This window comes from Parazoarcus communis, from assembly GCF_003111665.1.
GTDB classification, from domain to species: domain Bacteria; phylum Pseudomonadota; class Gammaproteobacteria; order Burkholderiales; family Rhodocyclaceae; genus Parazoarcus; species Parazoarcus communis_B.
Genome location: NZ_CP022188.1, coordinates 141,756 through 166,653, shown reverse-complemented (window position 1 = coordinate 166,653; position 24,898 = coordinate 141,756). Strand labels below are relative to the sequence as shown.

The 24,898-nt window shown below is 64.0% G+C and carries 19 protein-coding genes; 7 read left to right on the top strand and 12 right to left on the bottom strand.

The window, feature by feature from the left end:
• The first annotated feature begins 234 nt into the window (after window positions 1–234).
• The gene (aroG, locus tag CEW87_RS00730) at window positions 235–1,320 is read left to right on the top strand and encodes a 3-deoxy-7-phosphoheptulonate synthase AroG (RefSeq protein ID WP_108971111.1); all 1,086 of its coding nucleotides are present in this window, start codon (window positions 235–237) and stop codon (window positions 1,318–1,320) included.
• Window positions 1,321–1,412: 92 nt separating this feature from the next.
• On the opposite strand, the gene CEW87_RS00725 is transcribed toward aroG, so the two are convergent.
• Complete coding sequence (locus CEW87_RS00725) at window positions 1,413–2,438, bottom strand: patatin-like phospholipase family protein (protein WP_108971110.1); 1,026 nt, start codon at window positions 2,436–2,438, stop codon at window positions 1,413–1,415.
• Between the two features lie 328 nt (window positions 2,439–2,766).
• Here CEW87_RS00725 and dinB point away from each other — a divergent pair, with 328 nt between their 5' ends.
• Entirely contained in the window at window positions 2,767–3,792 is a 1,026-nt protein-coding gene (gene dinB, locus CEW87_RS00720) for a DNA polymerase IV (RefSeq protein WP_234421777.1), read from the top strand.
• A 27-nt stretch (window positions 3,793–3,819) separates the two neighbouring features.
• On the opposite strand, the gene CEW87_RS00715 is transcribed toward dinB, so the two are convergent.
• Window positions 3,820–4,371 (bottom strand): cob(I)yrinic acid a,c-diamide adenosyltransferase, encoded by a 552-nt coding sequence (locus tag CEW87_RS00715; protein ID WP_108971109.1) that lies wholly within the window; start codon window positions 4,369–4,371, stop codon window positions 3,820–3,822.
• 148 nt (window positions 4,372–4,519) lie between these two features.
• Here CEW87_RS00715 and alaS point away from each other — a divergent pair, with 148 nt between their 5' ends.
• Window positions 4,520–7,141: an alanine--tRNA ligase gene (alaS, locus tag CEW87_RS00710; protein WP_108976842.1), complete on the top strand. Its 2,622-nt coding sequence runs from the start codon at window positions 4,520–4,522 to the stop codon at window positions 7,139–7,141.
• Between the two features lie 586 nt (window positions 7,142–7,727).
• Here the strand turns inward: alaS and CEW87_RS00705 are convergent.
• The 5 genes from CEW87_RS00705 to CEW87_RS00685 all read right to left on the bottom strand — a co-directional run bounded on the left by CEW87_RS00705 (window position 7,728) and on the right by CEW87_RS00685 (window position 11,824).
• A complete protein-coding gene (locus tag CEW87_RS00705) occupies window positions 7,728–9,119 on the bottom strand; it encodes a phosphomannomutase/phosphoglucomutase (RefSeq protein WP_108971108.1) in 1,392 nt (463 codons plus the stop codon).
• 87 nt (window positions 9,120–9,206) lie between these two features.
• A complete protein-coding gene (locus CEW87_RS00700) occupies window positions 9,207–10,172 on the bottom strand; it encodes a hydrolase (protein ID WP_108971107.1) in 966 nt (321 codons plus the stop codon).
• Between the two features lie 11 nt (window positions 10,173–10,183).
• Window positions 10,184–10,615 carry a YybH family protein gene (locus tag CEW87_RS00695; protein ID WP_108971106.1) on the bottom strand — a complete coding sequence of 144 codons (432 nt, stop codon included), beginning with the start codon at window positions 10,613–10,615 and terminating at the stop codon, window positions 10,184–10,186.
• 82 nt (window positions 10,616–10,697) lie between these two features.
• On the bottom strand, window positions 10,698–10,892 hold the full coding sequence (locus CEW87_RS00690) for a zinc-finger domain-containing protein (protein WP_108971105.1): 195 nt from the start codon (window positions 10,890–10,892) through the stop codon (window positions 10,698–10,700).
• A gap of 11 nt (window positions 10,893–10,903) precedes the next feature.
• Window positions 10,904–11,824, bottom strand: a complete 921-nt coding sequence (locus tag CEW87_RS00685; RefSeq protein ID WP_108971104.1) for a branched-chain amino acid transaminase — start codon at window positions 11,822–11,824, stop codon at window positions 10,904–10,906.
• A gap of 150 nt (window positions 11,825–11,974) precedes the next feature.
• Between CEW87_RS00685 and CEW87_RS00680 the strand changes: the two genes are divergently transcribed.
• From CEW87_RS00680 to mnmA, 3 genes are read left to right on the top strand one after another with little or no spacing between them, the layout of a single operon-like run.
• Window positions 11,975–12,427 carry an NUDIX hydrolase gene (locus tag CEW87_RS00680; protein ID WP_108971103.1) on the top strand — a complete coding sequence of 151 codons (453 nt, stop codon included), beginning with the start codon at window positions 11,975–11,977 and terminating at the stop codon, window positions 12,425–12,427.
• Complete coding sequence (locus CEW87_RS00675) at window positions 12,427–13,098, top strand: hypothetical protein (protein WP_108971102.1); 672 nt, start codon at window positions 12,427–12,429, stop codon at window positions 13,096–13,098. The genes CEW87_RS00680 and CEW87_RS00675 overlap by 1 nt, the downstream gene beginning before the upstream one ends.
• 16 nt (window positions 13,099–13,114) lie before the next feature.
• Entirely contained in the window at window positions 13,115–14,212 is a 1,098-nt protein-coding gene (mnmA, locus tag CEW87_RS00670) for a tRNA 2-thiouridine(34) synthase MnmA (protein WP_108971101.1), read from the top strand.
• A gap of 6 nt (window positions 14,213–14,218) precedes the next feature.
• On the opposite strand, the gene CEW87_RS00665 is transcribed toward mnmA, so the two are convergent.
• The 5 genes from CEW87_RS00665 to glnE form a co-directional block, all read right to left on the bottom strand.
• Window positions 14,219–15,160, bottom strand: a complete 942-nt coding sequence (locus tag CEW87_RS00665; RefSeq protein ID WP_108971100.1) for a hypothetical protein — start codon at window positions 15,158–15,160, stop codon at window positions 14,219–14,221.
• Window positions 15,161–15,253: 93 nt separating this feature from the next.
• Window positions 15,254–15,805: a DUF2062 domain-containing protein gene (locus CEW87_RS00660; RefSeq protein ID WP_108971099.1), complete on the bottom strand. Its 552-nt coding sequence runs from the start codon at window positions 15,803–15,805 to the stop codon at window positions 15,254–15,256.
• A 193-nt stretch (window positions 15,806–15,998) separates the two neighbouring features.
• Window positions 15,999–16,451, bottom strand: coding sequence for a SixA phosphatase family protein (locus CEW87_RS00655; protein WP_108971098.1), 453 nt, complete (start codon window positions 16,449–16,451; stop codon window positions 15,999–16,001).
• A 78-nt stretch (window positions 16,452–16,529) separates the two neighbouring features.
• On the bottom strand, window positions 16,530–18,038 hold the full coding sequence (locus tag CEW87_RS00650) for a CYTH and CHAD domain-containing protein (RefSeq protein ID WP_108976840.1): 1,509 nt from the start codon (window positions 18,036–18,038) through the stop codon (window positions 16,530–16,532).
• 106 nt (window positions 18,039–18,144) lie between these two features.
• Window positions 18,145–20,829, bottom strand: a complete 2,685-nt coding sequence (glnE, locus tag CEW87_RS00645; RefSeq protein ID WP_108971097.1) for a bifunctional [glutamate--ammonia ligase]-adenylyl-L-tyrosine phosphorylase/[glutamate--ammonia-ligase] adenylyltransferase — start codon at window positions 20,827–20,829, stop codon at window positions 18,145–18,147.
• Between the two features lie 153 nt (window positions 20,830–20,982).
• Here glnE and CEW87_RS00640 point away from each other — a divergent pair, with 153 nt between their 5' ends.
• A complete protein-coding gene (locus CEW87_RS00640) occupies window positions 20,983–24,888 on the top strand; it encodes a YhdP family protein (RefSeq protein WP_108976838.1) in 3,906 nt (1,301 codons plus the stop codon).
• Window positions 24,889–24,898 lie beyond the last annotated feature (10 nt).

The following is a 24,898-nucleotide window of genomic DNA, read 5'->3' as shown; positions in this document are numbered from 1 at the left end:
TGGCGGATTCTTACACCGGTTGGTGCGTTTGCTGCCGACCCCGGCCTGGGGCTCCCGTATGACGTGGCGCAAGCGAAAGGGTTCTCGATGCGGTGCGGGGTGCAGTCGGAACATGCCTGGTGCGTGATCCTTGTGGCGGCAGGCCGGTGTCCTTGTTTTCGACCGGGGCGCAGTGTGGCGGGGACTTGGGCTAGAATCGAGGGCTTCCTTCAGCCTGAACGCAGGGTTTTCATCATGTCCGCCTCAATGAAGATTCATATCGACGACGTCCGCATTTCCGAAATCAAGGAACTGGTGCCGCCCGCGCACGTGCTGCGGGAGTTTCCGGCGACACCGAAAGCGGCTGAAGTTGCATACGAGGCACGTCAGGCCATCCATCGCATTCTTTATGGCGCGGATGATCGCCTGCTGGTGGTGATCGGGCCCTGTTCGATCCACGACGCCAAGGCCGCGCTCGAATATGCACACAAGCTGAAGGCCGAGGCCGATCGCCTCAAGGGCGACCTGCTGATCGTGATGCGTGTCTATTTTGAGAAGCCGCGCACCACGGTGGGCTGGAAAGGGCTGATCAACGACCCTTACCTCGACAACAGCTATGCCATCAATGAGGGCGTTCGCCTCGCGCGCAAGCTGCTGTGGGAAGTCAACGAGATCGGGCTGCCGGCGGGCACCGAGTTCCTTGACATGATCACCCCGCAGTACATTGCCGACCTCATCGCCTGGGGTGCCATCGGTGCGCGTACGACCGAAAGCCAGGTGCACCGCGAACTCGCTTCGGGCCTGTCGTGCCCGGTCGGATTCAAGAACGGTACTGACGGCAACGTGCGAATCGCGGTGGATGCGATCAAGGCGGCACAGGCACCGCACCATTTCCTCAGCGTCACCAAGGCCGGGCATTCGGCCATCGTCACCACCCGCGGCAACGAGGACTGCCACGCCATCCTGCGCGGCGGCAAGGCACCGAACTACGACGCCGAGAGCGTGGATGCCGCGTGCAAGGATCTTGCCGCCGGCGGTGTGCCGGGCAAGGTGATGGTCGATTTCTCGCACGCCAACAGTCGCAAGCAGCACCGCCTGCAGATCGAGGTGGCAAACGACGTTGCCGGACAGATGGCCGCCGGTGAGGATCGCATCATCGGTGTGATGGTCGAGTCCCACCTCAAGGAAGGCCGTCAGGACCTCCAGCCGGGCGTTGAGCTGGAGTACGGCAAGAGCATTACCGATGCCTGCATCGGCTGGGAAGACAGCGTGCTGGTGCTCGACGTGCTCGCAGAGGGGGTGCGTCAGCGCCGGGTGAAGCGGGCCGCAGAGATGGAGTGATTGCCGGCTGAGCCGAGCAACGACACGGGGGCTGCGCGCCCCCGTTTTTCATTGCAGCAGCCTGTGCAGTATCGGCGCAGGATGAGTCGGGTTCAGTAGAACATCTGACCGAGGTCGACCGAGGAACGCCGCCCGAGCGCAGGATAGTGTGCCGCCAGCCAGGCCTTGGTGCGGGCCCGGCCCTGGTCCCGAAGCATGTTCACGAAGGGCAGGCTCGGCGTCAGCCGCGTCACTGATGCGAGCTGGCTGAGCAGTTCGTCGGCCTCGATCAGGTGAAAGTGGGTGCGTTGCAGACGTCTTTCCAGGCGGCCGCGGGGCAGTAGCCCGCCGCCGGCAAATTCGCGGGCGTGGGCGAACATGCGCATCTCGCGCAGAAAGGTGGAGTTGAAGGCAAGGTCGAGCGAGCGCGCCCGGATCTCGTCCGCACTGTGGGGTGTCTCGCCGTGCAGCAAGGGGCTGAGCAGCACCAGCAGGATGTCGCGGGCAGTGCAGTCGTAGAACAGCGGGAATACGGCGGGGTTGGCCGAGTAGGCGCCGTCCCAGTAAGGTTCGCCGTCGATCTCGATGGCGCGATGAAGTGAAGGCAGGCAGGCCGATGCGAGCACTGCCGCTGCGTTCATCTCGGCGGCGGTAAATAGCCTGAGCTTGCCGGTGTTGGCATGGGTGGCCGCGACGAAGAGCTTGACCGGACAGGCCGCGCGCAGATGATCGAAGTCGATCTGGGTGGTGAGGATGTCGCGTAAGGGATCAACGTCGAAAGGATTGAGTTGTTCCGGTGAAAAGTTGCGCGCCCACTGCATCATCATGCGAATGCCGGCAGACATGCCTGCGCCGGATTCGTCGTCCTGACTGAATGGCAGGTCGGCCGGCGCGCTCTCTGCGACCGCATGCCAGAACTGTTCGAGCGCCGCGCGTGCGCCCTCGCGCCCGCCCCGCAGCAGGCCGCTGGCCATTACCACCGCGTTCATTGCGCCCGCGCTGGTGCCGCTGACACCGTCGAAGCGCAGGCGGCCGTCTTCCAGCAGGGCATCGAGCACACCCCAGGTGAATGCGCCATGGGCGCCGCCGCCCTGCAGGGCGAGGCTGATGGTATGAGAGGGGTGGTGGCGAAACAGCATCGAATGGACTCCCTTGCCCGGTCGGCAGCCTCCAGCATGCGCGCGCGCTCGTGCGCTGTCAGCCACCATGTGAATGGTAATGCGGGAATGCTGCGAGTTGCAGTGGTCCCGTTTCGAGCCGGGCCGGCGGCAGTGCTTGCGCCCGGCCGGACCTGGCCCGATCATCTCGATTCAGCTGCACGGTGGGTTCGCCGGGTGGCCAGACAACAGGGGAAGGATTCAATTGCAGGAGGGAGAGGCTGGCGCTTCGTCTGAAGCGGCCGAGGGTGCGGCGATTTCACGCAAGATCATCCACTGCGACTGTGACTGCTTTTATGCCGCAGTGGAGATGCGCGACAACCCGGCGCTGGTCGGGCGGCCAGTTGCGGTCGGGGGGCGTGCCGAGACGCGTGGCGTGATCGCCACCTGCAATTACGAAGCCCGGGCCTTTGGCGTGCATTCGGCGATGTCGACGATGCGGGCACAGAAGCTGTGCCCGCAACTCGTGTTGCTGCCGCCCGACTTCGAGCGCTATCGGACGGCGTCCCGCCAGATCCTGGATATCTATCGCGAATACACCCCGCTGGTGGAGCCGCTGTCGCTGGATGAGGCTTACCTCGACGTCAGTGGCGTCGATCGCTGCAAGGGGTCGGCCACCCTGATGGCGCAGGAAATTCGTGCCCTTATCCACAAGGAGGTTGGCATCACCGCTTCGGCCGGCATTGCGCCGAACAAGTTCATTGCCAAGGTCGCCAGCGACTGGAACAAGCCGAATGGACAGTTCGTCGTGCGTCCGCAGGATGTGGACGCTTTCGTCGCGGCGTTGCCGGTGAAGAAGCTCTTTGGCGTGGGCAAGGTGACCGCGGCAAAGCTGAGCCGGTTGGGGGTGGAAACCTGCGCCGATCTGCGCAGTTGGCGTCTGGTCGATCTGTCGCGCGAGTTTGGCAGCTTCGGGGCGGCGCTCTACCGCTTGTGCCGGGGAATCGACGAGCGCCCGGTGCGCAGCGACCGTATCCGCAAGTCCTTATCGGTGGAGACGACGTATGTGACTGATCTGCCCGATCTGGCCGCCTGCCGTGCGGCCCTACCTGCGCTGATCGACGAGTTTTTCCGCCGTTTCGACCGTGCACGGGAGCCGCGCCCTGTGCACAAGGCTGTCGTGAAGATCAAGTTCGCCGATTTCTCGCAAACGACCGTGGAGTGCGTGGCCGCAGCGCCAAATGCCGGGATCTGGTCGGCGCTGCTTGACGAGGGCTATGTCCGCCGTGGCTTGCCTGTGCGCCTGCTCGGGGTCGGGGTGCGTTTCGCCGAAACCGGTCTCGAGCAGCGCGGCATGGAGCAGATCACCTTGTTCGGCGACGACGAGATCTCCTGAGTTCAGGTGTTCTCGGCGCAGTCGGGATCAGGCGTTCTTGCGCTTCTGCCACAGCACATCGCCGCGACCGCCTGCGCGATTGAGCACCCGGCCGAGGACGAAGAGCAGGTCCGACAGGCGGTTCAGGTACTGGCGGGGGCCGTCATTCACCGCCTCTTCGAGCGCCAGCGCCACGAGTGCGCGTTCAGCGCGGCGGCACACTGTTCGGGCGTGGTGAGCAAGGGCTGCAGCACGGGTGCCGCCGGGCAGGATGAAATCCTTGAGCGGTTCGAGCGGTTCGTTGAGGCGGTCGAGTTCGGCTTCGAGGTGGTCCACCTGTTTCCCTGTAATCATGCTCATGCCGGGGATGCACACTTCACCGCCAAGGTCGAACAGGTCGTGCTGGGCATTGGTCATCAGCACCTGCACATCTTCCGGTAATTCCTCGCACAGCAGCAGGCCGATGATGGCATTCACCTCGTCCACCTCGCCAAGCGCGTGGATACGCAAGCTGTTCTTCGATACCCGCTTGCCGTCGCCGAGGCCGGTGGTGCCGGCGTCGCCGGTGCGGGTGTAGATCTTGGAAAGTCGGTGTCCCATGCTTGTCTCTGTTATTAAGTTGACGTGAACGTAAATTATAGATGAGTGCGTTCGGTACAGTGCGCTCGCAGACGGGCTTGGTGCTCATGATAAACTGATGCATTCGCCTGCTGTGCCGGGTAACACGTCCTGTCTGAATGCCAACTCCATGAAATCTGCCGAAATTCGCGACAAGTTCCTCAAGTTCTTCGAATCGAAGGGCCACCAGATCGTGGCATCTTCTTCGCTGGTGCCGCACGAAGACCCGACCCTGCTGTTTACCAACGCAGGCATGAACCAGTTCAAGGACGTCTTTCTCGGCTTCGACAAGCGTCCCTATACCCGCGCGACCACGTCGCAGAAGTGCGTTCGTGCCGGCGGCAAGCACAACGACCTCGAGAACGTTGGCTACACCGCACGCCATCACACCTTCTTCGAGATGCTGGGCAACTTCAGTTTCGGCGACTACTTCAAGCGCGAGGCGATCGCCTACGCCTGGGAGCTGCTGACGGAGGTGTTCAAGCTGCCCAAGGACAAGCTCTGGGTGACGGTGTATGCCGAGGACGACGAGGCTTACGACCTGTGGACGAAGGAAATGGGCGTGCCCGCCGAGCGTGTGATCCGCATCGGTGACAACAAGGGCGCGCGTTACGCGTCCGACAACTTCTGGATGATGGGCGATACCGGTCCCTGCGGCCCGTGCACCGAAGTCTTCTACGATCACGGCGAGCACATCTGGGGCGGCCCCCCGGGATCGCCTGATGAAGACGGCGACCGCTACATCGAGATCTGGAACAACGTGTTCATGCAGTTCAACCGCGACGAGGCCGGCGTGATGCACCCGCTGCCCAAGCCTTCGGTGGATACCGGCATGGGGCTGGAGCGGGTGTCGGCGGTGCTGCAGGGCGTGCATGCCAACTATGAGATCGATCTGTTCCAGACGCTGATTGCAGCGGCTGCGCGTGAAACCAGCAGCGCAGCCATGGATTCGCCCTCGCTCAAGGTGCTGGCAGACCATATCCGGGCCTGTTCCTTCCTGATCTCCGATGGTGTGATTCCGGGCAACGAAGGCCGTGGCTACGTGCTTCGCCGCATCATCCGTCGCGCCATCCGCCACGGCTACAAGCTCGGTGCGCGTGCCGCCTTCTTCAACCGCCTGGTGCCTGATCTGGTTGCGGAGATGGGTGCTGCCTTTCCCGAGCTGAAGGCGGCCGAGAAGCGGGTGATGGACGTGCTGCGTCAGGAAGAAGAGCGCTTTTTTGCGACCATCGAGAACGGCATGGCGATCGTCGAAGCCGAACTCGATGCGATGCAGAAGGCCGGCAAGACGGTTTTTGACGGCGATACGGCGTTCAAGCTGCACGATACCTATGGCTTCCCGCTCGACCTGACGGCCGACATCTGTCGCGAGCGTGAGGTGACGGTGGATGCGGCTGCCTTTGATGCGGCCATGGCGCGCCAGAAAGAGCAGGCCCGTGCGGCCGGAAAGTTCAAGATGGCGGCAAACCTCGAGTACGAGGGGCCGGCCACCACCTTCCACGGCTACGATCATCTCGAGGCGAAGGGCAACATCCTTGCGTTGTACAAGGACGGCGTCGCGGTCAATGAGCTGGTCGAGGGCGATCTCGGTGTGGTGGTGCTCGATGACACGCCCTTCTATGCAGAGTCCGGCGGCCAGGTGGGTGACCGCGGCGAACTCAAGGGCGCTGCGGGCATCTTTGCGGTTGAGGACACGCTCAAGGTTCAGGCTGCGGTGTTCGGTCATCATGGTGTGCTCAAGACCGGCAAGCTGTCGGTGGGGCAGGGCGTCACCGCCAAGGTTGATATCGAGGCCCGTGCGGCGACGGCACGTAATCACTCTGTGACTCACCTGATGCACAAGGCGCTGCGAGAGGTTCTTGGTGCGCATGTGCAGCAGAAGGGTTCGCAAGTCGATCCGGACAAGACCCGCTTCGACTTTGCGCACGCCGCGCCGATGAGCGCCGAGGAAATCCGCGAGGTCGAGGAGATCGTCAACCGCGAGGTTCTCGCCAATACGGCAACCGAGGCTGCGGTGATGGGACTGGAAGATGCGCAGAAGTCGGGCGCGATGATGCTGTTCGGCGAAAAATACGGTGACGAGGTGCGGGTGCTCAGCATCGGTACGTCCAAGGAACTGTGCGGTGGTACGCACGTTGGCCGCACCGGTGACATCGGCCTGTTCAAGGTGGTGATGGAAGGTGGTGTGGCCGCCGGGGTACGCCGTATCGAGGCGATCACCGGCGAGAACGCGCTGCGTTATCTGCAGGAGCAGGAGCGTCGCGTCCAGGGCGTCTCTGCCCTGCTCAAGGTGCAGCCGGATGAGGTTGCCGAGCGCGTGTCGGGCGTGCTCGACAACGTGCGCGCTTTGGAGAAGGAAGTGGCGCGCCTGAAGTCGAAGCTGGCTGCGAGCCAGGGCGACGATCTGGTGAATCAGGCGGCAGACGTCAAGGGTGTTAAGGTGCTGGCTGCGGTGCTGGAAGGCGCGGACGTGCCGACGCTGCGCGAGACCATGGACAAGCTCAAGGACAAGCTGAAGTCGGCCGCGATCGTGCTGGCTTCGGTGGTCGATGGCAAGGTGTCGCTGATTGCCGGCGTGACTGCGGATCAGACTGCCAAGGTGAAGGCTGGCGAACTGGTGAACTTCGTCGCGCTGCAGGTGGGTGGCAAGGGTGGCGGCCGTCCCGACATGGCGCAGGCGGGCGGCACCGATCCTGAAAAACTGCCGGCGGCTTTGGCTGGCGTGCAGGGCTGGGTGGACGGCAAACTGTAAGCTGCTGTACGTCCCGAATCAAAAACGGCTGTGTGAGCTCAAGGCTTCCGCAGCCGTTTTTCTTTTGGGCGTGTGTTTGGGGAGTGGCTGCGGTGGCACTCCGTGGTCGGCAGCGGCACCTTCCCGTGCCGGGCAGACGTTCGCGGCCTTCGGCTTCCCGTCGGTTGAGGCGCTGCGGCGGCGTCGGCGCAAACTCGGTCGCTGCGCGCCCTCAGACATGCGCCGCCTTGTTTCCGCCGCAGCACCCCAACCGACGGCGCTCTCGACAGCCCGTCACGGGAAGGCGCCGCTGCCTTTGGTGTTGAGGCAGTTCTGAGGATCGGAGCGTTCTTACTCCATCAGACTTTCGTTTCTCGCCTTTTTATACTGTGCATTGGCACCGGCGTTGGCATGTGGGTGGGGTGTTTGTGCAGCCGGCGAGGACTGTCCGAGCCCGCAGGGCGAGTTCCGCAGCCGGCGGAGCAAATACCCCGCCCGCGTGCCAGTACGGCACGGGAAAAAGTGCAGCCGATTAAAGAGATGAGCAAAGAAAAAGGCGCCGGGATTTACCCCTGGCGCCTTGTCATCATTCAAGCGTCTTCAGAGATCAGAACGGCAGCTTGATGCCTGGCCACACCGCTTCGATGGCCTTGCGGAAGTCCGCTTGAATGCGAGCGATGGCTTCCTCGCTGTCGGCCTCGAAGCGAAGCACGACGACCGGCGTGGTGTTGGACGGGCGGGCGAGGCCGAAGCCGTCTGCGTATTCGACGCGAACGCCATCGAGCGTGATGACTTCCTGTGCACCATCGAAAGACGCGCCTTCCTTCAGTCGCTTCACCAGTTCGAAGGGCTCGCCTTCGTTCATCTTGATGTTCAGCTCAGGCGTGCTCACCGCATCCGGCAGGGCCTTGAGTACGGCATTGCCGTCCGGATGGCGCGACAGGATCTCGAGCAGACGCACGCCGGCATACAGGCCGTCGTCGAAGCCGTACCAGCGCTCCTTGAAGAACATGTGGCCGCTCATCTCGCCCGCGAGCGGCGCGCCGGTTTCCTTGAGCTTGGCCTTGACCAGCGCGTGACCGGTGTTCCACATGGTGGCCTTGCCGCCACGGTCCTTGATCCAGCCTGCAAGGTTGCGGGTGCACTTCACGTCATAGATGATTTCGCCACCGGGCACGCGGGTCAGCACGTCCTCGGCAAACAGCATCAGCTGGCGATCGGGATAGATGATCTCGCCATCCTTGGTGACCACGCCGAGGCGGTCGCCATCGCCATCGAAGGCGAGGCCGAGTTCGGCGTCGGTTTCCTGCAGTGCACGGATCACATCCTGCAGATTCTCGGGCTTGGACGGATCAGGGTGGTGGTTGGGGAAATTGCCATCGACCTCACAGAAGAGCTCGATCACCTCGCAACCAAGGCGCTTGAACAACTCGGGCGCAATGCCGCCGGCCACGCCGTTGCCGCAATCGATGACGATCTTCATCGGGCGGGCGAGCTTGACGTCGCTGACGATGCGCTCGAGATAGGCCTCATCCACGCTGGCGGTGGTGAGCTTGCCTGCGCCGTGGCTCAGGTTGTTGTCTGCAATGCGCTGGCGCAGCGCCTGGATCTGGTCGCCGAACAGCGTCTGGCCGCCGAGCACCATCTTGAGACCGTTGTAATCGGGCGGGTTGTGGCTGCCGGTGACGGACACGCAGGAGTTGGTGCCGAGCTGGTAAGCAGCGAAGTAGCTCAGCGGGGTGGGGACGCAACCGATATCGACCACGTCGACACCCGCCGCACGGATGCCGTCGGCCAGCGCACCGGCCAGTTCGGGGCCCGACAGGCGGCCGTCGCGACCGATTGCCACCGTTTTCTGACCGCGTGCCACTGCTTCAGAGCCGAGGGCGTGGCCGATGGCGCGGACTGCATCGGCAGTCAGGGATTTGTCGACGATGCCGCGAATGTCGTAGGCCTTGAAGATTTCCGGGGCGGGCAGTACGTGCGCAGTCTGGGTCATGTGGGCTTCCAGTTTGAAATGAGTGCAGTGCAGCATAGTATGCCAGAGGATTTTGGCGATTCCGTTGTGCGGACGCACATCGGTGCCTTATCCATCGGACAGTACTGCATCGAAATGTTGCAACAGACGCTGTGGCAACCAGCCGAGCGAGCCTGGCCAGGGCGAGTCAAGAAAGCCGACGTGACCTCCTTGGGCGGCACATTCGAAGCGAACGGCTGTGCTCAGCTCGCGCGCAGTGGGCAAGGCTTCCGGCGGGACAAAGGGGTCGTTCGCCGCGCACAGGAGCAGCGTCGGAGCGCTGATTGCAGCCAGCCACGGGCGGGACGACGCGCGGCGCCAGTAGTCTGCAGCGCCGGAAAAGCCATGTACCGGCCCAGTATAGACGTCGTCGAACTCGAACAGCGTGCCCGCCTGCTGTATTCGCCGTCCATCAAAAAGCGCCGGGTAACGGGCCAGTTTGTGCAGGGCCTTGCCTTTCAGCGTATTCAGAAAGTGTCGGGTGTACACCGCGTTGAAGCCCCGTGCGAGCGCATGACCCGAGACGGTCAGATCGAGCGGCGGACAGATGGCCGCCGCACCCCGGATTACATTTCCGGCATCCGCTTCCTGTTCCCCGAGCCATTTCAGCAGGGCGTTGCCGCCCAGCGATACGCCAGCGGCAAACAGCGGCGCCTGTCCGGCGATGCCGTGAAGGCGGCGCAGAACCCAGTCGATCTCGGCGCTGTCGCCTGAGTGGTAGGCGCGCGCCAGGCGGTTGGGCTCGCCCGAGCAGCCACGAAAGTGCGGAATCACGCCGCGCCAGCCGCGCGCAGCGAGCGCGCGCATCAGGGCGCGGGCATAGTGCGAACGGCTCGAGCCTTCGAGCCCGTGAAAGAGGACGACGAGCGGCGCATCGGCGGGGGCGCTTGCCAGCCAGTCGAGGTCGATGAAGTCGCCGTCGGGTGTGTCCCAGCGCTCGCGGCGATACAGTGGTGATCTGCCCTTTCGTGCGAGGGGCAGGATGGTCTGCAGATGCGCGCCCGGCAGCCACCAGGGGGCTTCATAGCCGGGCATGCGCGTCGGCTTCAATGGACCACGCGGGGCGTCCCCTGGACCTGGATATCCATCAGGTTGGGGGTGGGCGAGGCGTGATGCATCACCATGCGCCAGCCCTTGGCGCCGCGCGAATAGATGTTGGTGGCAACGATTGGCGGCCCGCCTGGCTCGCTGCCGGCTTCGGCGACCTCTTCGAGGACGTTGTGGACGACCAGCACCAGGGTTTCGCTCACCACCGCCTGCGTGGTGCGGATGTTCAGACGCGCGCCACTGGCGAAAATCTGGCGCCACAATTCGCGTACCGAAGCGAGGCCTACGATGCGGGGCCCGTTCGGATGCACGCAGACGACCTCATCCTCTTCGGACCAGACCGACATCATGGTGTCGAGGTCGGCCCGTGCGAGGGCGTCATAAAAAGCGGCTTCGGCCTCTGCAGGGGTAGTGAACACGGTTTCGCTCACGATGTGTGCCGGCTGAGAGCAGGAAAGGCAGCCGCCCCGGTTGCCGTGTGTTCTGGCGCAGGGGCGAGCTTGCCGATCCGGCTCAGTGGTGCCCCTTGGGGGCTTCGCCGGTGAAAACGTACTTGGTGCTGCAGTACGGGCAGGTTGCCGAGCCTTCCTTGAGGACGTCGAGGAAGACGCGGGGGTGCTGCGCCCACAGCGGAGAGTCTGGCCGCGGGCAATGCAGCGGCAGGTCGTGTGCTGTGACTTCTACGGTACGAGCCTTGTTGTCAGTCATGAGAGGCCTCCTCAGACCTTGGCCAGCCAGTGCTGGTATTCAGGGGCGCGGCCGTTGACCACGTCGAAGAAGCGGGCCTGGATCTTGGTGGTGAGCGGGCCGCGCTTGCCCTCGCCGATGGTACGGTCGTCGAGTTCGCGAATCGGGGTGACTTCGGCTGCGGTGCCGGTGAAGAAGGCTTCGTCGGCGATGTAGATGTCGTCACGGGTGATGCGCTTGGACTGCACTTCGAGGCCGAACTCGCGGGCGATGGTGATGATCGAGTCGCGCGTGATGCCGGTCAGGGCCGAGGCGATCTCGGGTTCAAAGATCTTGCCATCCTTGATCACGAACAGGTTCTCGCCAGCACCTTCGGCCACGAAGCCCTGGTTGTCGAGCAGAAGGGCTTCGTCGTAGCCCTGCTTGGTGACTTCGAGGTTGGCCAGGATCGAGTTCGGGTAGGTGCCGGCGAGCTTGGCGCGCGGCATCGTCGAATTGACGTGATGGCGGGTGTAGGACGAGGTCTTGACCCGGATGCCGAGTTCGAGGCCGTCTTCGCCGAGGTAGGCGCCCCAGGGCCAGGCTGCGATGGCCACATGCACGGTGGAGCCACGGGTGGAGATTCCCATCTTTTCCGAGCCGTAGAAGGCGATCGGACGCAGATAGCAGGATTCGAGCTTGTTGGCGCGCACGACCTCTTTCTGCGCTTCCATGAGTTCATCCTTGGAGTAGGGGATGTCCATCATGTAGATCTTGGCCGAGTTGATCAGGCGCTGGGTGTGCTCTGCGAGGCGGAAGATCGCGGTGCCGTTGGCGGTGTTGTAGGCACGCACGCCCTCGAAAACGGCCAGTCCGTAGTGCAGGGAATGGGTCAGCACGTGCGTGGTCGCTTCGCGCCACGGAACGAGCTTGCCGTCTTGCCAAATGAAACCGTCGCGATCAGCCATGGACATATCTGGTTCTCCACCGATGAGAAGTGTTTGGATGCGCCCGGACGCTCCGGGCTTAACTTTCGAATTCTAGCGCAAACGCGGGCGACAGATCTCGATCACAAGCAAACGTGCACAAGGGTAAAATGCCGCTCTTTGCATGCCGGACGTCTCATGGACCGCAGCTGGAAACCGAATGTCACCGTTGCAGCGCTGATCGAGCGCGATGGCCGCTTTCTGATGGTGGAGGAAGAGACTGAGGATGGGCTGCGCTTCAATCAGCCGGCGGGCCACCTTGAGGAAGGCGAATCCCTGGTTCAGGCCACGATACGGGAGACGCTCGAGGAAACCGCGCACCGCTTCGTGCCGGAGTATCTCGTTGGGGTGTATCAGTGGCCCCGTCCGCAAGGGGATATCACCTATCTGCGCTTCGCCTTCGGGGGGCGGGTCGGCGAGGAAGTGCCCGGGTTCGAGCTGGACGATGGCATCGTGCGCGCGGTGTGGATGAGCCCGGAAGAGATCCGTGCAACGGCGGATCGCCACCGTAGCCCGCTGATCGTGCAATGTGTTGACGACTGGCTCGCGGGGCGACGTTACGATCTCGACCTGCTGCGGCATTACGACTGATGCGCAAGGTCTTCGCGCTGCTGCTGGCGCTGTCCAGCGCAGCGGTGCCCGCACAGGAGGTGCTGGTGCCGGTGTGTTTCAACTACAGTTGTGCTGCCACCGAGACGGTTGCGTTCGACGCCGCCGTGCTTGAGCTGGCGCGCGAGCAGTTGCTCGCGGCGTCGGATCCGGTGACAGAGCGCGCTGCGCTTGCTGCCGTGGTAGGCAGGCTTTATCGTGAGGCAGGTGTTCAGACGCCTGTTGGCGCCGACCGCGCCGGCAATTACTTCGACCAGGGTGTCGATGGCCGGATGGACTGCATAGACCACTCGACCAATACGACGCGGTTTCTGAAAATGATCGAGGCGCGCGGCATGTTGCGCTTTCACCATGTGCTGGAGCCGGCAAAGCGCACCCGCTTCGTGCTCCAGCACTTCAGCGCGGTCGTCGAAGAGGTGGAGCCGCCTGTGAGCTTGCGACCGGCAGTCGTCGTGCCTGATCATGTGCCACTGATGCTGGCCCTGTGCGACTGTGCCGAAGTGCTTGGCGATGTGCCCGCGCCGGCGCCGGTCCCCGACAGCAGGCCGGGCGAACGTTTCGTAATCGACAGCTGGTTTGTCGACAATGGCGAGGCAGCGATCGTGCTGTCCTTGGCCGACTGGTTAGATGGAGACGGACCGAATGTCCAGTAAGCAGGATGCAGGTGGAATGAAGGTGGTGGTCGGCATGTCCGGCGGGGTGGATTCTGCCGTCACGGCGCTGCTGCTCAAGCGCCAGGGTTATGACGTGACCGGCCTGTTCATGAAGAACTGGGAGGACGACGACGATTCGGAGTTCTGCTCGACGCGGCAGGATCTGGTCGATGTGGCCTCGGTGTGCGACGTCATCGGTATCGATCTCGAGGTCGTCAATTTCAGTGCGGAATACAAGGACCGCGTGTTCGCCGATTTTCTGCGCGAATATGAAGCCGGCCGCACGCCTAACCCGGACATCCTGTGCAACTCCGAGATCAAGTTCCGCTGTTTTCTCGACCACGCGATGGCGCTCGGTGCAGACCGCATCGCCACCGGGCACTACGCGCAGGTGCGTGAGTGGGAGAACGACGGGCGGCGTGAGTTCCAGCTGCTGAAGGCCGAGGACGGCACCAAGGATCAGAGCTATTTTCTCTACCGCCTCAACCAGGCGCAGCTGTCCAAGACGCTGTTCCCGCTGGGTGCGATGTACAAGCGTGAAGTACGCAAGATCGCAGAAGCTGCTGGGCTGCACGTGGCCACGAAGAAGGACTCGACCGGGATCTGCTTCATCGGCGAACGCCCCTTCCGTGAGTTCCTGATGCGTTACCTGCCGACTTCACCCGGCGAGATCCGCGCGCTCGACGACGATCGCGTCATCGGTGAGCATCAGGGCCTGATGTATCACACGATCGGTCAGCGCAAGGGGCTTCACATTGGTGGCATCAAGGGCAACCAGGACGAGGCTGGTGAGCACGACGCCTGGTATGTGGCGCGCAAGGACGTGAAGTCGAACGTGCTCTACGCGGTGCAGGGGCATGCACATCCGGCCCTGCTCAAGGAGCGGCTGACCGCGATCGACCTGAACTGGATCGGCGGACGCGACCCCCACACGCACTGGGTATACACCGCCAAGCCGCGCTACCGTACCCCTGACATGCCGTGCGAAATCGACAGCATCGCGGACGGTCGCGCGGAGATCGTTTTCGCCGAGGCGCAGTGGGCGCTGACGCCCGGCCAGAGCGTCGTCGTCTATGAGTCGAAGGTCTGCCTGGGTGGGGGCATCATCGCCTGAGCGTGCTCAGGGTGCCGACAGCCACTCAGGCGTCTGGGGGCTGTCGAGACCGGCAAAGATGCGGGCGTAGTGCTCGCAGCGCTCGAAGTACTCGCGCCGGCTCTTGGGCATGGTCACGCGCGCCCGGCTGATGTAGTTGAGCAGATCGCGCCCCTGCAGGATCAGCCGCATCCCGTCGGCTGCACGGCGCAGAGTGGCCGGATCGGGGTCGTCCGGCAGGTGAGGGGCGAACGCCGCCAGACGCTCGGAAGACACCACGAACTCGGCCCACACGTCGAACAGGTTGCTGTCCGTGCGCAGGGTTTCGCATTTGTCCTTGGCCAGGTCGGTAAAGTGACGCACGAGATCGTCTATGCCGACAAACAGCGGGTCGCTGGCAAAGGTGTCGATCATGACCGATGCGATCTTGTCGATATCGCGCAGGGTCTGGGCAATCTTGATGTAGCGGCTTTCATAGAAGGCTTCGACCGGAATCGAAAAGGCACGGAAGGGCTCGCCCCATAATTCGTCGATGCCTTCTTCTCCGCTGCGATGCCGGACCAGGCGGCCCAGCATCAGCGCTTCATGCAGGCACACACCGCATTCGCGCATCAGGGCGTTGTCGGACTCGATCTCGATGCCCAGTTCCTGCATTTCGACCAGTTTGGTGAAAATGTCGGTAGCGCGGTTGAACATCGCGCCAGCGAGCATCGCGCCCTTCACGCGCTTGCGTTCAGGGTCCTGCTCCTGTTCGTAGGCTTCCCGCGCTTCGTTGAGACGTTTGCCGGGGATGTTGATGCCGTGTTCAACGTGGTTGAACAGTCTGCGGGTCAGGGCCTGGATCAGCGTCTTCTTTGCTTGCAGCGAATCGGCCGGAGGCTTGTAGGCCTTGATCCAGTAGCCGTCGTAGTAGACGCGATTGACGCCGGCGATGACGTCGGGTGTGCCGTTGGGGATTTCCGTGTTCATGACTGGGACGATAGGTATGGTTTGGGGGCCGGAGCAGCCAGCATACGCTGATCATGCACTGCAAAAAAGCACGATGCGCTGGGTAGTGAGGCCTTAGTGAGCCTGGCGCAGGACGCGTGCATGAAGCAGGCGGCGGCGCTTGGAAATGACCTTGTAGCGCCAGAACAGTCTCGCACCCCAGTAGCCGATGGTGGCGCCGCTGAGCGCCATCAGCAACATGCCCAGCACCAGCGGCTGGCCAATGCCCGAAAGCCAGGTCCATAGATCTGCAATCTGGCCGATCCAGGCCTGGGAAACGGCGTCGTGGCTCAGCTCCGCCGCATGCTGCGGGAGCGGGGCGCCGATCAGGCTCGCGCCCAGTCGGTAGGCAAAGTAGTAGATCGGCGCGTAGGTGAATGGATTGCTGACCAGGGTCGATACGGCCGCAATCCACAGGTTCCCGCGCAGGAAGAGCGAGGCGATTGCAGCGGCCGGAATCTGGGCCACGGGCACCATCAGACCGAAAAAGGCGCCAATGGCAACGCCGCGCGCAACGGCCCTGCGGTTGATGTGCCACAGCGAGGGGTCGTGAATACGAGGCCCGAGCCAGCTCAGCAGGCGACTTTTCTTGATGCTGTCATGGGTGGGCAGAATACGTTTCAGCATGATCCGCTTCGCAGGAAAGACCCTATCTTACGCAATGTTGGCTGGCGCTTGAATGCACCCGCGAAACCGCGAAGACAATCCGATGTCGCGATCGCCTTGTAGTGTGCCAGATTAACCTAAAGACAAGTCAGGCCTGCGAAAATTCCCCGGCGTGGTCGAGCCATGGAAGTGGCTGCGGGAATGACTCCCGTGCTCAGGCGAAGTCTGCGGGAATGACCGCGCGCAGGACAGTCTGGGTTTCGTTGTCGCGGACCCGGTTGGTGAACCACCACAGCGCGCCTTTCTTGATCGTCCAGTCGGCCTCCACACCGGATAGCAGCAGCGCTGCCAGGCGACCGAGTCCGGGCTGGTGGCCAACGATCAGGGTGGCACCGCTGGCGTCGGGCCAGCCGGACGCTGCCAGCATGTCGGATACACCTGCATCGGGTCCAAGCGCAGGAATGACCTCGAAGTCGTCGGTGAATGCACTTGCTGTCTGCCGCGTACGCACGGTCGGACTTGCCAGAACTCTGAGACGCTTGGGGCGATGCCCGTCGATCCAGCCCGCCACCCGGCGAGCCTGCTTCAGTCCGCGATCGGTGAGTTCGCGAGTGTGATCGGGCGTTCCGTCCACCGCTTCAGCGTGGCGCCACAGCAGCAAGTCCATTTCATGCTCCGTCTTGTCAGGGCCGATAGCGTAACCGGCACGTCTTGCACGGGTATGACAGTCGCAGACTTCAGGGGTTCACCAAGGTGTTTTTCCCCACAGCAGGGGTTCGACCTCCTGCAGCACCCGGCGTCGCAGTCGCGCATAGCGCGGTCCGTGCCAGCCGATGATGAATGAAGCCGCGGCCAGCAGGTCGCTGCGCTTGCCGGCCCAGGCGTTGAGCCGGCCGCGGGCGACGTCGACGTCGTTCAGGAAACCGAGTGTGCCCTGCGCTTCGGTGATGCCTGTCAGATAGCGCTCGACTGCGCGCGCGGGGAGAAGCGAGCCGAAGAACTCAAGCCCGTAACGCAGCTGCTTCATTGCGATGCGCAAGGTGTGGAGCTGAGTGGGAACGAGGGTGACCGAGGCTTCGTAGCGGCGCCGTGCGCGCTTGCGCAGTCGATCGAGCTGAAGGCGGGCGAAGGTCCTGAGGTCGACCGCGGCAATCAGGTTGCTGACCGGGAGCCCCTGCAGTGCTGCGTTGAGCTCGAGTACGAGCCGCCCTTGCGCGGAGTGCGTAATGTTGTGCAAGGCATCCTTGCGTGCCTGCTGGCGTGCGGTTTCGATGAGCTTCAGCAGCGGCGGCAGGCCGCTTTCAGCGCCGTCGGCGAGCCCTTCGGCGACCACGGGTGTGAGCAACTCGGCGTGGAGTACGTCGAGGTCACGCGTGTCGCCAAACCGGTTTGCGTTCTCGCGCAGGCGATCATTCCATTCGATGACAAACTCGGTGGGCAGGGCGGGGGCGAACAGCTTGATCAGTGAGCGCAGCCGTCGCAGCGAGACACGCAGTTGATGGATGAACTCGGGGCCGTCGTGGCCTTCGTTGATCGCCGATGCATTGGCTTGCCATTGGCGGATGCAAGCGAAGGCGTGCTGGCGAAAGGCTTCGATGACGGTGTCGTCGGGGGAGAGCTCGATGGCTTCTGCCTTGGTCGGACGCGCAGGCAGGTCGAGGAAAAGCTGGTATCCGCGCTGCGCCTTCGACACGTCGCCCGGCATCAGCGGCAGGGTCCGGGCGAGTTCGCACGCCAGTTCGAGCAGGTCGAGCGGCTTGCCTTCCACCAGCTCGAGTTCGAGTTCGCAGATCGGTGCGCTGCGGCTGACCGCCTCGACGCTGCCGGTGTCTATCATGAGAAGAATGCAGACGCCTTCGCGCGGGCTGTAGCGCCGTGTTTCGCGGCGAAAGCGGGTGGTGAACACCGGAACCAGTTCGTCCTTGTGCCGCGAGAGCAGCTTTGCGACATCGGGCACGTCGATGGCGGAAAAATCGAAGCGGTCGGTGTAGGGCTGCTCCCATTCCGGGCGCTGCGAAAGCCCACCGGTCGACACCGCCGCACACTTCACCGTCTGCAGCCACTGCCGGCCCTGATGGCGGGTGCGCACGGCCACCTTGCGCGCCTTGAGGGCGAGCTCTGGGGTGTCGTAGTACGTATTGTCCAGCGTGCACGTCTTGCCTTCCCGTGGCGCACCGGCAACCAGGGGGTGGCGGCGCAGCGCGGGTAGCGAGCGGCTTGGCAGGCTCAGCTTGAGTTCGATTTCCTGGCTCATCGGGGCGATGCCGCCGCGACAGGCGAGCATCCTCGAAATTGATATGAAGGCATTCTATCTGCCCTAAAAATGGGCGTCATGTTCATTTCCATGACAGCCCCGGGATTCATGTGGCGCCGAATACCTTCTGCCAGAGCGCGATCACGGGGGTGCGTGCGGACTCTGCCTCCTGCAGCGACACGCGGGATGCGAGGTCGTTGAGGCGCTGACGGTGCTGCAGGTGGCGCAGGCTGCGATAGCTGTCGCCGCAGGCGCCAGCGAGGTCGGTGGGGATGAGGCCGAGCTCACCGGCCATGCGCAGCAGCGCGATGTTGCCCAGGTTGCCGGTCAGCTCCGGATAGGTCTGGGCGTAGCCCAGCACCAGATACTGAATCAGGAACTCGACATCGATGAGGCCGCCGTGGTCGTGCTTGAGGTCGAACTGGCTGCTCTTGTCACTGTGGGCGCTACGCATCTTCTCGCGCATCTCGAGCACGTCGGCGCGCAGCTTCTCGACATCGCGCGGCATGCGCAGCACTTCGCAGCGGATGCGTTCGAACGCGGCGCCGAGTTCCGGATCCCCCGCGGTGAAGCGGGCACGGGTGAGCGCCTGGTGCTCCCACACCCAGGCGGACTCGAGCTGATACTTGCGGAAGGCCTCGAGCGAGCACGCGATCAGGCCGGAGTCACCGTTGGGCCGCAGGCGAAGATCGGTCTCGAACAGTTTGCCTGCCGCCGTCTGGCTCGAGAGCCAGGTGTTTGTGCGTTGGGCGAGGCGGGTATAGACCTCGGCCGCTTCGGGCGCTTCGTCATCGTAGAGGAAGATGATGTCGAGGTCCGACGCGTAGCCGAGTTCCTTGCCGCCCAGCTTGCCGTAGCTGATGACGGCGAAGGCGGGGGACTCCCGGTGGCGGATCTTGATCTTGCGCCAGCACAGGGGAATCGTAAGTTCGACCATGGTGTCGGCCAGTGCAGACAGGTGGTCGGCAAGCTTTTCCACCGAAAGCAGGCCCGCGATGTCCTGGGTCAGCAAGCGAAACGACTGGGCGTGATGCTGCTCACGCATCAGGTCCATCTGACGTTCCATGTCCGGCTCGATGGCATCGAGCTGGGCTTCGAGTTCGGCCCGGAAGCTCGCCCAGTCGGGCACGGCTTCCAGGTTGCGGTCGTCGAGCAGTTCGTCGAGCAGGATTGGATGGCGGCCGAGATATTGTGCGGCCCAGCGCGATGCGCCGATGAGGTCGACGACCCTGCGCAGCGCCTGCGGATACTGTTGCAGCAGCGCGAGGTAGGCGCCGCGGCGGCTGATGCCTTCGAGCAGGTCCAGGCCGCGTGACAGGGTTTCATCGGCACCCTGCGTGGCCGCAGCAGCCTCGATGACCCGAGGCATGAGTGCGTCGAGACGACCACGGATCTTGTTTGTCAGTTGAATGTAGCGCGCGCTGCTGCGGATGGCGGCAAGCCGCGCAGCGGCCTTTTCCGCATCATGGTAGCCAAGGGCGGCCAACACCGGCGTGGTCAGTTCGACGTCCTCGGCGCCCGACCATATCGAATCCAGTGAATGGTCTTCCTCGTTGGGGTCGGCAAACACTGCGTCGAAGTGGTGGCTGACACTGTTGCGGTGCTTTTCGAGTACCGCGCACATCCCCGCGTAGTCGTCGAAATCCATCGCACGGGCGATGAGTGCGCAGTCGGCGTCGCTCTGCGGCAGGTCGTGGGTTTGGGCGTCGTCCAGATACTGCAGGCGGTGTTCCAGACGCCGCAGGAAGACATAGGCTTCACTCAGCGCACTCACCGTGTCACCGGCGAGGATGCCGCGCTCGGCCAACCCGGCCAGCACCTTGAGCGTGGGGCGGACCTGGAGGCCGGTGTCGCGACCGCCACGAATCAGCTGGAATACCTGGGCGATGAACTCGATCTCGCGGATGCCGCCGGGGCCGAGCTTGATGTTCTGTGCGCGATCACGCCGGGCAACCTCGCGCCGGATCTGCGCATGCAGTTCGCGCATGGCGTTGATCGAGCCGAAATCCAGGTACTTGCGAAAAACAAAGGGGCGCGAGATCTGTTCGAGTTCGGTCCAGCGCTCGCCCGTCAGCACCCTGGCCTTGATCCAGGCATAGCGCTCCCATTCACGCCCCTGGGTAATGAAATAGCTTTCCAGCATGTCGAAGCTCGCCACCAGCGGACCGGAGTCGCCGTTCGGGCGCAGGCGCATGTCGACCCGGAAGACCTGGCCGTGCTCGGTGACGTCGGCCAGCGCCTGAATCAGCTGCTTGCCGAGGCGCTCGAAGAATTCGAAGTTGCTGATGACCTTCTTGCCGCCGGTGTCACCGTCTTCCGGGTAGGTGAAGATGAGGTCGATGTCGGAGGACACGTTGAGCTCGCGCCCGCCGAGTTTGCCCATGCCGATGACCAGCAGCTCCTGCTCCCAGCCCGAGGGCGACAGGGGCTGACCGTAGCGCTGCACAAGTGGTTCGCGCAGCACGTCGTGTGCATGGCGAACGGCGACTTCCGCAAGCACCGTCATGGTTTCCGTGACTTCGGGCAGATCGGCCCGGCCGCCGAGGTCGCGCACGATGAGGTGGCAGATCACCCAGGTGCGCAGATGACGCAGGGTCGGGCGCAGCTGCGCTTCATCGGCGCCGCGGGCGTCGATGAACGCGCGCATGTCGTCGCCCCCGATCGCGCGGTCGACGCTGGCCGTCAGGCTTTCTGCAAGCCAGGGGCGGCTATCGAGCATGCGCTGCAGAAAGCGCGACAGGCCGGCCGCGTGACGGATTACATCTGGCAACATGGCAGATTCGAGTGACATGGGTGAAGCGCTCCGGAACATTGGTAGAATTCGCGCCTTCCTGTCCGGTGGTGCTAGCAGCAAGGGCAAGGCTCTAGGACGTGATTGTAGCCAAGCCACCCGATGTCGTCTGATCTCAAGGGAGTTTCCGGACGCCGTGCCGGTCCCATGCACATGAGCACGAACCCGCTTCCCCCCGATTCACCCCCCGCAGCCGAGGGCGTGCGGGCTCGCAGCCGTCTTCCGCGCAGGCTTGGCGTGGCCTTGTTGCTGGCATGGTTTCTGTTCGGCGGACTGTTTCTGGCGCTGCGCTGGGTGGTAGTGCCCCAGGTGGGCGCGTATCGGACCGAGATCGCAGCCGAACTTTCGCGCGTCAGTGGCCTGCCGGTCAGCATTGAGGGACTGAACGCGGACTGGTCCGGCCTGCGCCCGCGCCTGCATCTTGCCGGGCTGTCGGTGAGTGATGCGGAAGGGCGTCCGGCCCTGCGGCTCGAGCAGGTGGATGCGACCCTGTCGTGGTCCTCGCTGCTGCGCCTGCGTCCCTACTTCCATCGCCTTGAAATCGTGGGGCCCTCGATCGAGGCCCGGCGCAATGCCGATGGCCGCGTCGTCATCGCCGGGCTGCAGATCGAGGGCGAGGGCGGCGACGGCAGCTTCCTCGACTGGTTGCTTGCCCAGCGCAAGGTGGTCGTGCGCAAGGCGCGGCTGTCGTGGACCGATTTGCTGCGCGAGGCGCCCGAGCTGCAACTTGAGGACGTCGAGTTCACGTTCGAGAAAGGCTTTCGCAAGCAGCGCTTTGCACTCCATGCGCAGCCTCCGCATGCGCTGGCGTCTGCGCTGGATGTGCGCGGCGAGCTGACGCGTTTCTCCGCCGCGGATCTGACGGCGACGGTTGGGCGGCTGTATGTCGATCTAGAACGTGCAGATCTCGGTGGATGGACGCCCTGGGTGGACTATCCGGTCGAACTCAGTGGGCAAGGTGGCTTGCGCCTGTGGGTCGATTTCGACGGCGAGGCCGCTACGGCGATGAATGCGGATGTGGCACTCAGCGCAGCTGCGATGCGCCTCGCGCCCGCCTTGCCTGAGCTGCAACTGGCCCAGCTGAGCGGACGCCTCTCTGCTCGCCGCTGGGCGAGCGGATTCGAGATCGAGTCGCGTGGGCTTGCCCTTGCCACCGGCGATGGGGTGGAGATGGCGCCGACCGATTTTCGGCTTCGCGTGCAACACCCTGAAGGGACCCGGGCAGGCGATGGTGCGGTGAGCGCCAATGCGCTTGATTTCGCTGTTCTGGCCCGGCTTGCCGCGCATTTGCCGCTGGGTGACAGCGTGCGTGAGCGTCTGGCAGCCTTCGATCCGCGCGGGCAGGTCACGGCGCTGAAGCTCGATTGGAAAGGCAGTGCCGATAGCCCGCAGTCATGGACGCTTTCGGCCCGCTTCGAGGACATGGGGCTCGCAGCGCGTGAATCATTGCCCGGCGTGGGCGGCCTGTCCGGGGAGCTGGAAGGCACCGAACAGTCGGGACGCTTTCTGCTGGCCGGTCGCGACACGCATGTCGATCTGCCCGAGGTGTTCGTCAATCCGCGCCTGGTGTTTTCCACCTTCAGAGCGGACGGGGGCTGGGCCCGGCGTGACGGGCGGCTCGAGATTGCGCTGGATTCGGCAAGTTTCAACAATCAGGATGCGGAGGGCAGCGCTGCCGGGCGCTACTGGGTGGAGCCCGGCGGTGCGGGCGAGATCGACCTCTCCGCGCGGCTCACGCGGGCTGACGGCACGACCGTGTGGCGCTACCTGCCCCTGGTGATCAACCACGACACCCACGAATGGGTGCGCACTGCGATCAAGCGTGCCACCGTGCCCGATGCGAGGCTGCGGCTGAAGGGACGTCTGGATGAGTTTCCCTTCCGCGATGGGCAGGGGCAGTTTCTGGTCTCCATCAAGGTGGCTGACGGGCGACTCGAATACGCGCCCGACTGGCCGCCGATCGAAGGCATTGACGGCGAGGTGCGGTTCGAAGGGCCGGGGATGAGCATCGAAGCCTCGCGTGGTCAGATTTTCGGGGTCAGGCTGAGCAATGTGGTGGCGAACGTGCCCGATCTGGACGTGATGCCGAGTGAAACCATGACGCTGACCGGTCGCGCAAATGGCATGACGGCCGATTTTCTGCGCTTCGTGAGCGAGAGCCCGGTGCGTAAGCAGATCGATGGCTTCACCGACCACATGCGTGCGGAGGGCAACGGCAGCCTCAGCCTCAAGCTGGTGATGCCCCTGCGTCACGTGGTCGATACCGCGGTGACCGGTGACTACCGTTTCAGTGGCAATCGCCTGTGGGTGGTGAAGGGCTTGCCGCCGATGGAAGAGGCCGCCGGCAACCTGCGCTTCACCGCAGCGCAGCTCAATATCCCGGAAGCGCGAGCCCGTCTTTTTGGCGAGCCCATGCAGTTGAGCGCTGCGACCCTGCCCGACGGACGGGTGCAGTTCAAGGTGCGTGGCGGTATCAATGCAAGTGCCGCGCAGGCCGAAATGGGGTGGGCTGCGCTGGACCACCTGTCGGGAACGAGCACCTGGCTCACCGACATTGCCATCGGGCGCGATGCCACGAAGGTTGCGGTACGCTCGGAGCTTGAGGGCATCGGCTCGAGCCTGCCCTATCCGTTCAACAAACGTGCGGTAGAGCGCTGGCCGCTGACAGTTGATATCGTGTTTCCCACGGACGGAGTCACGACCCTCGGCGCGAGTCTGGGCGACCGGCTGTCGCTTGCAGTGGAGCAGGGCTCCGACGGGGCCATCGTCCGCGGCGGCATCGGCGTTTTTCAGCCCGTGCGGATGGCCGCCAAGGGCGTGCAGGTCAACGCGAAGCTCGAGCAACTGGATGTGGACGCGTGGCGTCGCGCGCTCGGCAACAGCGAAGAGCCGGATGTGGAGGCGGAGGGCGCTTCCGCGTCGGCGGGGTCCGGCGACATGCCTCCGCTGGCCGGGCTGAACCTTGAGGCGGCCCGGGTGGAGGCCTTCGGGCAGCAGCTCAACAACCTCAGGCTGAAGGCGGTGGCCGACGACGGGGGCTGGAAAGCGCGTATCGACAGCACTGAAGCCGAGGGCGATTTCGACTGGCGCAAAGCGGGCGATGGCACGCTCGCCGCACGTTTCCGGCGCCTGGCGATCAGCAACAGCGAGAGCACGGAAGATGCTGCGGCCACGCGCACGACCTTGCCGCGCAGCCTGCCCGGCCTGGATGTCCGGGTCGAGCGGTTCGCAGTCGGCGGCATCGAGCTCGGGCGGCTGGAAGTGCTTGCACGCAACCGGCGTGCGCAATGGTGGTTGGAGCGCTTCCTGCTGGTGCATCCCGATGGGCGCCTGAGCGGGAACGGCCTGTGGCAGCCCGGTTCCAGCGCGCGCACGCAGCTGGACTTCGTGCTGGAGACGGCCGACATCGGGCGCTTTACCCGGGCGCTGGGTTACCCCGATGCCGTGCGCGGCGGGCGGGCGACCCTGGGCGGGCAGGTGAGCTGGCAGGGGGCGCCGACCCGCATCGACTATCCGACGCTGAACGGCAAGCTCGACCTCGATGCCGAGAAAGGGCAGTTCAACCAGCTCGAGCCCGGCGTTGGGCGACTGCTCGGCATTCTCAGTCTGCAGGCGCTGCCAAGGCGGATCTCGCTCGATTTCCGCGACGTCTTCTCCCAAGGATTCGCCTTTGATCGCATTTCCGGTAGCATCGATGTCGCTGCCGGGGTGATGCACTCGGAAGATCTCGAGATCCGGGGGCCGGCGGCGCGGGTGCTGATGCGTGGTGTGGCAGACATCGACAAGGAAACACAGGATCTGCGGGTCACCGTGCAACCGACGCTGTCGGAGTCGATTGCCATTGGCGCCGCTGCGGGGCTGATCAATCCGGTAGCGGGGGTCGTGACCTATCTGGCGCAGAAGGCACTCAGCGACCCGATCGAGAAGCTCTTCGCTTTCGACTATTCGATTACCGGCAGCTGGAATGATCCCGTGGTCGAGAAGCTGGCTTCACCGGTGGGTGGCCTGATACCCGGGCGCTCGACGCCCGCGGCCAAACCCGCAGCGACCAAACCATGAGGAAACCGAT